We start from the raw sequence: 12843 nt of genomic DNA, 5'->3' as shown, positions 1-12843 counted from the left end.
ATAATAATCTATTTAATTATATTTGTCAAGCGGTTTTTTATTTTTCTTGATATTTATATTTTTTTGCCTTAAAGTACTTATAAAATATATGTTTAGGAGATACTATGTTAGATAATGCCGGTATAAAAATAGCTTTGGGTGAAAAAATATCCTGTGAGCAAATAGAAGGTATCAATGACAATATGAACGAAGCGCATTACCATGAATTTTTTGAATTATATTATCTTGAAAGCGGCGAAAGATGTCATATACTGAATAATGAATACATTCCTATAAAACCCGGAGACTTTATATTATTTCCGCCATACGCAATGCACCGCTCGTTCGGTAGAGAAAATATTCCTTTCAAAAGGATAGTACTATACTTCTATACAGATCAAATAGAATCGGAGTCTATGTATCAAAAGCTGCTAAATAACTGTGGCTACTACCACTGCAACAAAAATAACAGCTTCTCAATTCACCGCATTCTTGAAATGCTTCTTGCTGAAGAGGAAGATACAAACAAATTTTCAAAGGAATATAGGAAAACATTGCTTAATCTACTGCTTATTACCATATTAAGGCAGGCAAAACCTGAGGAAAGAGTTAATGATAAAAACAGAATAAGTCAGATAATACATTATATACATAATAACTATAAGGAAAATTTGAGTTTGGAAATATTGTCAGAGAAATTTTTTATATCAAAATATCACTTATCCAGAGAATTTAAAAAAAGAACAGATAAAACTATAGTTCAATATATAAATAAAACCAGAATAATGCACGCACAAAGGAAGATAATGGAAACCAAAAAGTCACTTACCGAAATATCTCATGAGACCGGCTTTGCTTCTCTCACTCATTTTAACAGGATTTTTAAAGCCGAAACAAATCTGACTCCAAGTGAGTACAGAAAAATTTATTTCTGTAAAAAGAAAAATTCACTTGCATAATATTCTTTTTTATTGTATATTTATAAGCGTATTTTATAGCAAACAGTATATATAAAGTATATTACTATATTTTATTCGTATTTTTATACATAGGAGGCTTTATGGCAAAGGAAAAAGTTGTATTGGCATATTCAGGCGGTCTTGATACTACCGCTATCATACCTTGGTTGAAAGAACATTTTAATTATGATGTAATTTGCTGCTGTATAGACTGTGGTCAGGGAAATGAGCTTGACGGTCTTGAAGAGAGGGCTAAGCTCTCAGGAGCGGAAAAACTCTACATTATAAATATGATTGATGAGTTCTGTGACGAATATATAGTTCCATGTGTACAGGCAGGTGCGGTATATGAGAACAAATATCTGCTCGGAACATCTATGGCAAGGCCGGGTATTGCAAAGAAACTTGTGGAAGTGGCAAGAAAAGAAGGCGCAGTTGCAATCTGTCACGGTGCTACAGGAAAAGGAAACGATCAGATACGATTTGAGCTTGGTATCAAGGCATTGGCTCCCGATCTTAAGATTATCGCACCTTGGCGTATGACTGATATATGGACAATGCAGTCACGTGAAGACGAGATAGAATATTGTAAGGCACATGGAATCAATCTTCCGTTCTCAGCAGACTCAAGCTACAGCCGTGACCGTAACCTTTGGCATATCAGCCATGAGGGACTTGAACTTGAAGATCCTTCACTTGAGCCGAACTACGACCATGTACTTATGCTTGGTGTTACACCTCAAAAGGCTCCTGATAAGGAAACCGAGATTTCACTAAGCTTTGAGTCAGGTGTTCCTGTAGCTCTAAACGGTGAGAAGATGAAAGTTTCAGAGATTATTACCAAATTAAACGAGCTTGGCGGTGCAAACGGTATCGGTATTATAGATATAGTGGAAAACCGTGTTGTAGGTATGAAGTCAAGGGGTGTATACGAGACTCCGGGAGGAACTATCCTTATGGAAGCTCATGACGCACTTGAAGAACTGGTACTTGACAGGGCAACATTTGAAGTAAAGAAAGATATGGGAAATAAGTTTGCTCAGATAGTTTATGAAGGCAAATGGTTCACACCTCTTCGTGAAGCTATACAAAGCTTTGTGGAGTCCACACAGAAGTATGTTACAGGTGAAGTTAAATTAAAGCTTTATAAAGGAAATATCATAAAGGCAGGTACAACATCCCCATACTCACTATACTCCGAATCCCTCGCTTCATTTACTACAGGTGATTTGTATGACCACCACGACGCTGACGGTTTTATCACATTGTTCGGACTTCCTCTGAAGGTAAGGGCTATGAAGATGGCAGAAGTTAATAAAGAGAAATAAAAAATCGGGGCTGATTGCAGCCCCTTAATTTATTTATTCTTATTGTTTACATAGTTTATAAGTCCGCCGGCATTGATGATGTTTTGCATAAACTCAGGGAATGCCTGACCCTTATATGTCTTTCCTGTATTGATATCGGTTATGATACCTGTATCAAAGTCCACTTTTACCTCATCACCTTCATTTATCTCTGCTGCCGCCTCGGGACTTTCTATAATCGGAAGTCCTATATTGATAGCGTTTCTGTAAAAGATTCTTGCAAATGTATCTGCAATTACCACACTCACTCCGCTTGATTTGATAGCGAGCGGTGCGTGCTCTCTGGACGATCCGCAGCCGAAATTTTTTCTTGCTACTATTATATCACCCTTATGCACCTTATTTACAAAATCCTTATCGATATCTTCCATACAATGCTTTGCAAGTTCCTCACCTGTTGTTGCATTAAGGTATCTTGCAGGGATTATAACATCAGTATCTACATTTTCACCGTACTTAAATACATGACCTCTTGCTTCCATATTTCTCTCCTATTCTAAACTGTCGGTCCTACTATCTTACCTGCTATGGCGCTTGCTGCAGCCACTGCCGGAGATGCCAGATAAACCTCGGACTCCACATGACCCATTCTACCTATAAAGTTTCTGTTTGTAGTGGAGACACATCTCTCACCTGCAGCCAAAACTCCCATATATCCGCCAAGACAAGGTCCGCAGGTAGGAGTGGAAACTATTGCACCGGCATCAATAAAGATATCTACAAGTCCCTCTTTGATTGCCTGCTTATAAATCTTTTGTGTTGCAGGAATTACAATACATCTTACATTCTTGGCTACCTTCTTGCCCTTCATCTGTGCCGCCGCACTTCTGAGGTCTGAAATATGACCGTTTGTACATGAACCGATTACAGCCTGGTCAATCTTTATATCCCCGAAAGTTCCGATTTCCTTTGTATCCTCAGGCAAATGCGGGAATGCAACCGTAGGCTTAAGTGCAGACAAATCAATATCTATCACCTCGTCATATACCGCGTCCTCATCGGCTTTAAATATCTTCGGAGTTCTGTTTGAATGTTCCTTAATATAATCCAAAGTTATATCATCTACAGGGAAGATTCCGTTTTTTCCGCCTGCTTCTATTGCCATATTGCAGATAGTAAATCTGTCATCCATAGAAAGTGATGATACACCCTCTCCTGCAAATTCCATTGATCTGTAGAGTGCGCCGTCCACACCTATCTTTCCTATAATATGAAGTATTACATCTTTACCACATACATCTTTATTTAACTTGCCCTTTAAGTTGAACTTAATCGCACTCGGCACCTTAAACCATGCCTTACCTGTCACCATACCTACAGCCATATCTGTAGAACCCACACCGGTTGAGAATGCTCCAAGCGCTCCGTATGTACATGTATGTGAGTCTGCACCGATTATACAATCTCCTGCAACAGTGAGCCCCTGCTCAGGCAAAAGTGCATGCTCAATACCCATTCTGCCTACATCAAAGAAATTTACTATACTGTTGTCATCTGCAAAATCTCTGCAAGTCTTACAGTTTTGTGCCGACTTGATATCCTTATTAGGAGCAAAGTGATCCATTACAAGCGCTATTTTGCCGCCGTCAAACACATCCTTTTTTTCAAATTTCTTTATCTCATTTATTGCTACAGGTGATGTGATATCATTTCCGAGTACAAGATCTAAATCCGCCTCGATAAGTTGACCCGGCTCCACGAAGTCCAGACCTGCATGGGCAGCTAAAATCTTCTGCGTCATAGTCATTCCCATAAATTTTTCCTCTTTTCTTTCAAATAATGTTGATTGTAACATATCAAATGATATAATAGCGATATAAATTAAATATATCAAGTATTACATATAGTTATACTGATTTTATTTTTATCCGGAGGAATATGGAACAGCACTTAGCACAATATCGAATATTTTTTGAAGTGGCAAAAGCCGGCAGTATCTCAAAAGCCGCCAAACTTCTTTATATAAGTCAGCCCGCCATCTCAAAATCTATTCTAAGATTGGAAGAAAACCTTGAAATCGCCCTTTTTACAAGAACATCAAAGGGCGTGAGCCTCACACCTGAGGGACAGATATTCTATGAGTATTTGCAGAATGCATTCTCTGCAATAGAAGCAGGCGAGACTCATCTGGCCAAAATAAAACAATTTAATATAGGGAAAATAACTGTAGGTACCAGCAACACACTTTGCAAATATATACTGCTCCCATATTTGAACAGGTTCATGAAAGAAAACCCGCATACAATGGTAAGTATTTTTACACAGTCATCCGATGAGACATCTTTTCTGCTTTCAGAGAACAAGATAGATATAGGACTTGTAGCAAAACCTGCCAGAACACAGAGTATGTCATATATAAGCATTATGGAGATACATGATATATTTGTCGCATCACCTGCATATCTTAGCAGTCTTAAACATATCTTTAACAACAACTTCGACCCGCTTAGAGACGGCAATATAATGATGCTTGATAAGAACAATGCAACCAGAAGATTTATAGACAGCTGCATAGAAGGTTCAAAATTACAGCTCAACCAGTCCATAGAGACCGGAAATATGGAACTTTTGATAGAGTTTGCAAAAACCGGCATCGGCATAGCCTGTGTTATCAAAGAATTTATACAAAAAGAATTGGAAGAAGGCACATTGATTGAAATCGAAATGCCGCCTGACCTTTATATACCGAAAAGAGAGATTGTATTCCTCTACGACGAGAAGAATTTCAATCCCTCACTTATCAAATTTATATCCATGATAAAAGAATAAACTTAAGGCTTTATTTTAAATTTTAAGATAAAGCCTTATAATTTTTTATTATCTCAAGTATCTCACAAGGACTCTTCACAATATAATCGGCCTTATTCTCTCTCAGCTCGTTCTCATCTCTAAAGCCCCAAAGCACTCCGATACTTGTCACACCGGCACCAAGAGCGGTCTTCATATCTGTAGCGGTATCACCTACATAGAGTATCTCATCTTTTGAAAATCCCAGTTCCTTTATTATAAGATTCAATGCGGTAGGATCGGGTTTTTTCGGGATACCCGGCCTTTCTCCGTATATACGGTCAAAGACTCCCTCTCCGATAATCGTATGAATGTTTTTTTCAACCCCCGACTGTGATTTGTTTGAGAGTACCACAGTCTTTATATCAATTTTTTTTAAATCACTCAAAAGTTCTATGATACCGTCATAAGGCTTGACATCCTTTAGACAATCCCTTGCAAAAATCTCATCATATACTTTGTAGGCTTCATTTGCCAGTTTAAGTTCCTTGTCTCCGTTATATATCAAAGACCTGTCTACAAACTTTCTTGCACCCTCACCTACAAAATATCTTGTATGTTCCTTATCTATCTTTTTAAGTCCGAAATGCTCCATTGTAAGGCTCATACAGTATGACAACGCCTCCAATGTATTAAGTAATGTTCCGTCCAAGTCAAAAACAACAGCCTTTATCATTTTACACCTCAAATAAAAGATCGCCGTAGCTCGGCATAGGCCAAAGATCCTTATCCACAATCATCTCAAGCTCATCAACAGGCTTTCTAAGTTCCTCCATAGCAGGTACAATCACTTCTCTCATATACCTTGCATGCTTATCTACTCCTACAACCTCACCTGCATCATCCATAAGCTTTATCAAATTTTCAAGTGCAAGCTTTGCACTCTTTAAATGTGCATTCACATCTATAAGAATAGAACTTTGTGCATAAGTATCTATATCCGCCATGGCGGTCTTTAACTTTATAATAGAGTCCGCAAGCCTTGTTGTATACCTTATAACCGCAGGTATTATAGACTTGCCGGCTATATCAATCATAGCCTTGGCTTCTATATTGATTGCCTTTGAATATGCCTCATACTCTATCTCGACCCTTGACTCAAGCTCTTTTCTTGTAAATACCTCAAAACTCTCAAAAAGCTTTATCGAACTTTCAGAAACCAAAGCAGGGATAGCGTCAATCATACTCGGCAGATTGGAAAGCCCTCTTTTTTTGGCCTCCTCTACCCATTCATTTGAATAACCGTTACCGTTAAATATAATTCTTCGATGATCGGTAAAAAGCTGCTTTATCATATCATGTACGGCTTCGTCAAAATCCTCCGATACTTCCAGTATATCAGCCGCCTCCTTAAAGCTTTCCGCCACTATAGTATTTAGTACAATATTCGGAGAAGCTATGGAATCTGAAGAACCTACCATTCTGAACTCAAACTTATTGTTGGTAAATGCAAAAGGTGATGTTCTGTTCCTGTCCGTGGCATCCGTTTCAAAGTTCGGCAATGTAGCCACACCTGTTCTTAACTTGCTGCCCTGAATGGAATGTGTAGCCTCACCTACAGAACAAAGCTGGTCTATAACATCCTCAAGCTGATCTCCCAAAAATACCGATATGATTGCAGGAGGCGCCTCATGTGCTCCAAGTCTGTGGTCATTACCTACACAGGCTGCAGACTCACGCAGCAAATCGGCATGCCTGTCAACCGCCTTAAGTATACATGCCAGTACAAGTAAAAACTGTATATTCTCATGCGGTGTATCTCCCGGATTTAACATATTTATTCCGTCATCACTTGTTAGCGACCAGTTGTTGTGCTTTCCCGAACCGTTCACGCCTGCAAAAGGCTTCTCATTAAGCAAACAGGTCAGCCCATGTCTTCCGGCCACCTTTTTCATAGTCTCCATAGTCACCTGGTTGTGGTCTACGGCTACATTTACCTGCTCATATACAGGTGCAAGCTCGTGCTGTGCCGGAGCCACCTCGTTGTGCTGTGTCTTTGCCGGCACTCCGAGCATCCAAAGCTCATGGTTGATATCATTCATATATGAAGCTATTCTCTCTCTGATAGAACCGAAATAGTGGTCTTCAAGCTCCTGTCCCTTTGGCGGCATTGCTCCGAAAAGTGTCCTGCCTGTATATATAAGGTCTTTTCTTTGCAGATACTTATCCCTGTCAACAATGAAATACTCCTGTTCCGCACCGACAGACGGCACTACTCTGTGCGATGTGGTATTGCCGAAAAGTCTGAGTATTCTAAGTGCCTGTGTATTTATAGCCTGCATGGAACGAAGCAGCGGAGTCTTTTTATCAAGCGCCTCACCCTTATATGAACAAAACGCCGTAGGTATGTATAATGTAACACCCAGTGAATCCTTCTTTAAAAATGCCGGAGAAGTGCAATCCCATGCGGTATATCCTCTGGCTTCAAATGTCGCTCTAAGACCTCCTGAAGGAAAGCTTGAAGCATCAGACTCTCCTTTTGTAAGCTCTTTGGCTGAAAACTCCATTATAACCTTGCCGTTTTTCGGTGCGGAAATAAAAGAATCATGTTTTTCTGCGGTTACACCTGTCAGTGGCTGAAACCAGTGAGTATAATGTGTAGCTCCCCTGTCTATAGCCCACTCTTTCATTCCGTGAGCAACCGAATCCGCTATATCATTGTCAAGCTCAAGCCCGTCTTCAATAGTCTTTTTTAACTTTTTAAATACAGCCTTCGGTAAATATACCTGCATTGCTTCATCATTGAATACATTAGCTCCAAATATCTCTGTAATTGTATCTCTTTTCTCCATATGCACCTTTCATAACCAATCTGTAAAACCGACACCGTGTGTCCCAAAGTTTTCGCAAAGATTATAGCACAATAAAACAAAAATTTCATCAAAAAAGGCCGCCTGATACTACATCAGTCAGCCTTTCAGTTAAACATTCATATTAACTATTATTAACTTCTTTACCAAATACATGCTTTGCAAAGCATAGAGCCGCAAATACCACTCCGATTATCGCAATTACAAGTTCAATCTTAAAAAGCATCGGAAGTACAGGTCTTAGAGACATCTGTATATCCGCCCTGGTAAGCACCGCATTAAACTGCTTTGTCGCAATAGCACTGATTACAAAAGGGAAAGTAAGTCCTGCAAGACTCGGATAAAACTTAAATTCCTTATTCTTTAAAAAGCTTCCGAAAAGATCTATTGCCACCACTATTCCGACCAAATACATAAGTAATGAAAAGATATAAATTCCTGTAAGCAGTGACATATTCTTTTGCTCAAACGAACTTATATAACCTGCCACACAAAGACTTGCAGGTGCTGCATATATACAGGCAAGCGCCTTAGCCTCAATCTTTTTATTTCCAAGCTTTATATATCTGTATGAAACATATATAAAGAAAGGTATATAAAGTATAAATCCTATCCAAAAACAAATCTGACCGAGCGCTATATTTTTAAAAGCCGGTGCCGTAACAGAAGCAACTACTATTCCGACATATACGATAAAAAAGCTGGCTGCAATCTTCATCATCTCATCAGGCAATTTTATCTTCAAAACTATATTTAATGTAAAATATACTATCAATATAAAATGAAGTACAATCGCTATATACCACACTACAATAGCAAATGCCGGCAAAACAGGCTTTATATAACCTGCCAAAAGCATTAAAGCCATAGTATATGTGCCTGAAACACTTGCAATTACAGGATTTTTCATATCCGTAGCAAAAACTTGCGGATTTGACAGATATTTCCCTGCAACAAACAAAAGACCTACAAAAGCCAAAATCCCACAGATTATCTTAAAAGACATATTATAAGCTGCAAGCAGATTTCCAAGTGCGGCAAATCCAAGTGCAACACCACTTAAAGGCAGCGGTACTCGTTTCAAAAAATTCATATCACCCTCTTACTCTTCGTCTAAGTTTTTTAATCCCTTTTCTCTTATTATAATCTCTGCAACTTTCTTGGCTGCAATTCCTGTAAATCTTATACACTGCTCCTTATGTTCACCTGCACCCATATCAAACTCTCTTGTCAGTACTCTGCAGCAGTTTGAATGCTTGCCGTTTGCCTCTCTGAAATAGTCGTGAAGTTCATGTGTGAGCTCCATACACTTCACAACCTTAGGATCCTTAGGACCTTTTTGTTCTGTTCTTCCAAATACCATACCTAAAGCCATGATTCCGCCGTTTAGAGCACCGCACATACAACCGCTCTTTCCTGCACCTACAGCCATACCTGATGACATGGCTATAACTTCTCTCGGTACATCCATCTCAAAATTGTCTACAATTGCCGCCATCAGAGCTTCGCAGCAAAAATATCCGTTTCTGTAATTGTCCTCAGCGTCCTGTCTTACCTTGTCAACACTTATTTCACCTTTAATGTTCATAATTTCCTCCAAAAAAACATTTTCATATATTCTAACACTGAAAAATATTTTTGTATACTAAAAAAAGTGCAGATTTTGGGTATCTGCACTAAAAATGAGGTATTTTATATAGCTTTTTTGAATATATTTATAGCATATATTCGTTTTATAGATATATTCATTGCTATTATCTATATATATTTTTTATCTATTTACTTTCCTAATATATGTCTTGCCACAAATACGCCGCTTGCTGAAGCATGTGAAAGTGAATGTGTAACACCGCTGCCGTCACCTATTACATATAAATCCTTATGGATGGTCTCAAGATTGTTATCAAGCTCAACTTCCATATTGTAGAACTTAACTTCGACACCGTAAAGCAATGTCTCATCACCTGCAGTACCCGGTGCAATCTTATCAAGCGCATAGATCATCTCAATGATATCGTCAAGAATTCTCTTTGGAATAACCAAAGACAAATCTCCCGGAGTAGCAGTAAGAGTAGGCGTCATAAATGACTTGTTAAGTCTGCCTGCACTACTTCTTTGACCTCTTATAAGATCTCCGAACCTTTGAACCATTACACCGCCGCCAAGCATATTTGAAAGTCTGGCAATACTCTCACCGTAGCCGTTACTGTCCTTAAAAGGCTCTGTAAAATGCTTTGAAACAAGCAGTGCAAAGTTGGTATTTTCAGTCTGAAGAGCCGGATCTTCATAGCTGTGTCCGTTTACAGTAACGATACCGTTTGTATTCTCATTTACCACCGCACCCTTAGGATTCATACAGAAGGTTCTTACAAGATCCTGATACTTCTCTGTTCTGTATACAATCTTACTCTCATAAAGCTCGTCTGTAAGATGTCTGAATATTTCTGCAGGAAGTTCCACTCTCACACCGATATCTACACGGTTTGACTTGGTAGGAATCTTCAGTTCCTTACAGATTTGTTCCATCCACTTACTTCCGCTTCTACCTACAGATACTATACACTTGTCACCCTCAAACTCAGCGTCCTTTGAGTAAATCTTATATCCCTTCTCAAGCTTTTCTATCTTCTTTATAGGTGTTGAGAAGTGGAATTCCACCTTATCCTTAAGATAATTATAGATATTCTCAAGCACCTCGTAGTTTATGTCTGTTCCAAGGTGACGAACGCTTGCATCAAGCAAATGCAAATTGTTCTGAAGACAAAGTCTTTTTATATCGGAATTGGCTGTGGAATACAGCTTTGTCTTGCCTCCGCCGTATTTTACATTGATACCGTCAACATAGTGCATAAGTTCAATAGCTTTTTTCTTTCCGATATACTCGTGCAAAGTACCTCCGAACTCATTTGTAATATTGTACTTTCCGTCTGAGAACGCACCTGCACCACCAAATCCGTTCATAATACCGCAACTCTTACAATTGATACAGGACTTTATTTTATCACCGTCTATCGGACAATGCCTCTTCTCAAGAGGATTACCGTACTCAAAGACTGCAATTTTTAGTGAGCTGTCCTGAGTTATAAGTTCATAAGCAGAAAATATTCCTCCCGGACCTGCTCCTATTATCATTACATCATATTTCATATCTTTCCCTTTCACAAAAGCAATATATCTTACATAAAAGATGCGATATCTCATTTGAAAAATCGCAATGCAGTATTCCTATTATAATATTTCTTTGTCATACCCGCAATATGGAATTGATAATTCGTGCAACTTTATCAGCTTTGAAAATATTCAGCTGTAAATATTTATAATTCTTTTACTTTACTAATTTAAACAATAGATGCATAATATAAGAATGAACGCAAAAATAAAAAACCTAAAAAAATTAACTCTAATACTTTTTTTAACACTGATTACCATATTGAACATGCCCATGAATGCATTTGCATATGTGGACTGGCCTGAAAATGTAAACGTTTTATCAGAGGGCGCCATACTGATGGATGCAGACTCGGGAGCGGTTATATATGGTAAAAATATGCATGAGCACTACTATCCGGCCAGCATTACAAAGCTTTTGACAGCACTGATAGTAGTGGAGAATTGTAACTTGGATGACACGGTAACTTTTTCAAAAAACGCAGTTTATAATGTGGAGCCCGGTTCATCAAGTGCAGGCATAGATGCAGGTGATACTCTTACTGTAAGAGATTGTCTTTATGCCATGCTTTTACAGTCTGCAAATGAGGCCGCCAATGCACTGGCGGAACATACTGCAGGCAGCATTGAAGCCTTTGCAAAAATGATGAATGATAAGGCTGCTTCACTCGGATGTAAGGATTCACATTTTGCAAACCCAAGCGGTCTGAATAACCCCGAACACTACACAAGTGCCTATGACTATGCACTTATAAGTCGTGCGGCATTCAAAAATCCTACAGTTACGGAGATAGACTCCGCAACATATTATAATCTGCCGCCTACAAGCAGAGTACCTACCGGTCAGACGCTTTACAGCCACCACTCCATGCTTAGGAAAAACTCGGGCAATTACTACCAAAACGCCATCTGTGGAAAGACAGGCTATACCACCTTGGCAGGAAATACACTGGTGACCTATGCAAGAACCGACAAGATAGGACTTATTACAGTAGTATTAAACGGCAACAAGACGCATTATGTGGATACACAAAGCTTGCTTGATTTCGGTTTTGCAAACTTCAAAAATGTAAAGTTGAAATCATCCGATATCGGTACAAACTTTAAAAGCAATCTCGCACTGATACCTAATTTTAATGAATACACTATAGAGCCTGATGACAACGCATCCATAACACTTCCAAACGATGCTGATGTATCTGAAGTGGAGTCGGCTATGGACTTTGAGCAGTCTGAAAGCCCTGCCTCCAATACACTTTGTAAGATAGATTATAAATACAACGGCAGGCCTATCGGTTCTGTAGATGTAATTGCAAAAAAGAATGCAAATTATGAGGCAAACACAAATAATAATACAGGTGAGGTCGCTTCAACAGCAACCGGCAATTCAAACCCTACAAGTACCGCTAATACAGGTACTCAAGGTTTTTCAAATGTAATGCTTAGTATTTCAAAGAAAAACATGATTATAGGAGGCGGCATCGCAGGCATTATACTGCTTCTTATAATTATCATCTCAATCAGAGTTCATCTGGCTAAAAAAAAGAGCGATCTCAGTGACCGTGAGCTTAGAATATACGGGCTTTTGAAAAACGGATGGAGTGCTACAGATTGCGGTATAAGCGAGGACGAGGCAAAATATATAATAGAAAAGCACTAATAAAGTGCTTTTTTATTTTTTCTTCAAGAAATTGTAATATCTGTTTTGCCAATTTACTTGAATTATTTTTCATATGGCTATACAATCAATTAGAAAATGTCTATTGATATGTA

General features: G+C 38.7%; 11 protein-coding genes. 4 read left to right on the top strand and 7 right to left on the bottom strand.

All coding sequences use genetic code 11. The annotated features are described in order from the left end of the window. Nucleotides 1-104: 104 nt before the first annotated feature. Both EHW90_RS04350 and EHW90_RS04345 read left to right on the top strand, forming a co-directional pair. Complete coding sequence (locus EHW90_RS04350) at nucleotides 105-938, top strand: AraC family transcriptional regulator (protein WP_124951521.1); 834 nt, start codon at nucleotides 105-107, stop codon at nucleotides 936-938. A 101-nt stretch (nucleotides 939-1039) separates the two neighbouring features. Beyond that, nucleotides 1040-2266, top strand: coding sequence for an argininosuccinate synthase (locus EHW90_RS04345; protein WP_124951519.1), 1227 nt, complete (start codon nucleotides 1040-1042; stop codon nucleotides 2264-2266). Nucleotides 2267-2295: 29 nt separating this feature from the next. Here EHW90_RS04345 and leuD read toward each other — a convergent pair whose 3' ends face one another. Further along, nucleotides 2296-2787: a 3-isopropylmalate dehydratase small subunit gene (gene leuD / locus EHW90_RS04340; RefSeq protein WP_124951517.1), complete on the bottom strand. Its 492-nt coding sequence runs from the start codon at nucleotides 2785-2787 to the stop codon at nucleotides 2296-2298. Nucleotides 2788-2801: 14 nt separating this feature from the next. After that, the gene (leuC, locus tag EHW90_RS04335) at nucleotides 2802-4058 is read right to left on the bottom strand and encodes a 3-isopropylmalate dehydratase large subunit (protein WP_124951515.1); all 1257 of its coding nucleotides are present in this window, start codon (nucleotides 4056-4058) and stop codon (nucleotides 2802-2804) included. 125 nt (nucleotides 4059-4183) lie between these two features. Between leuC and EHW90_RS04330 the strand changes: the two genes are divergently transcribed. Then, a complete protein-coding gene (locus EHW90_RS04330; RefSeq protein WP_060930721.1) occupies nucleotides 4184-5074 on the top strand; it encodes a LysR family transcriptional regulator in 891 nt (296 codons plus the stop codon). Nucleotides 5075-5096: 22 nt separating this feature from the next. On the opposite strand, the gene EHW90_RS04325 is transcribed toward EHW90_RS04330, so the two are convergent. The 5 genes from EHW90_RS04325 to EHW90_RS04305 all read right to left on the bottom strand — a co-directional run bounded on the left by EHW90_RS04325 (nucleotide 5097) and on the right by EHW90_RS04305 (nucleotide 11049). Continuing rightward, a complete protein-coding gene (locus EHW90_RS04325) occupies nucleotides 5097-5768 on the bottom strand; it encodes an HAD family hydrolase (protein WP_124951513.1) in 672 nt (223 codons plus the stop codon). Nucleotide 5769: 1 nt separating this feature from the next. Continuing rightward, nucleotides 5770-7824 (bottom strand): glutamine synthetase III family protein, encoded by a 2055-nt coding sequence (locus tag EHW90_RS04320; protein ID WP_456298614.1) that lies wholly within the window; start codon nucleotides 7822-7824, stop codon nucleotides 5770-5772. 202 nt (nucleotides 7825-8026) lie between these two features. Next, on the bottom strand, nucleotides 8027-8995 hold the full coding sequence (locus EHW90_RS04315) for a TDT family transporter (RefSeq protein ID WP_124951509.1): 969 nt from the start codon (nucleotides 8993-8995) through the stop codon (nucleotides 8027-8029). A 9-nt stretch (nucleotides 8996-9004) separates the two neighbouring features. Continuing rightward, nucleotides 9005-9490 carry a C-GCAxxG-C-C family protein gene (locus EHW90_RS04310; RefSeq protein ID WP_040457787.1) on the bottom strand — a complete coding sequence of 162 codons (486 nt, stop codon included), beginning with the start codon at nucleotides 9488-9490 and terminating at the stop codon, nucleotides 9005-9007. A gap of 191 nt (nucleotides 9491-9681) precedes the next feature. Further along, a complete protein-coding gene (locus tag EHW90_RS04305; protein WP_207667030.1) occupies nucleotides 9682-11049 on the bottom strand; it encodes an NAD(P)/FAD-dependent oxidoreductase in 1368 nt (455 codons plus the stop codon). Between the two features lie 217 nt (nucleotides 11050-11266). Between EHW90_RS04305 and EHW90_RS04300 the strand changes: the two genes are divergently transcribed. Continuing rightward, a complete protein-coding gene (locus EHW90_RS04300; RefSeq protein WP_124951505.1) occupies nucleotides 11267-12730 on the top strand; it encodes a D-alanyl-D-alanine carboxypeptidase family protein in 1464 nt (487 codons plus the stop codon). The last annotated feature ends 113 nt before the right edge of the window (nucleotides 12731-12843 follow it).

Source organism: Lachnoanaerobaculum orale (assembly GCF_003862485.1).
Taxonomy (GTDB): domain Bacteria; phylum Bacillota; class Clostridia; order Lachnospirales; family Lachnospiraceae; genus Lachnoanaerobaculum; species Lachnoanaerobaculum orale.
Note: the sequence above shows the minus strand (reverse complement) of the source record. Positions and strands in the feature narration are given on the sequence as shown.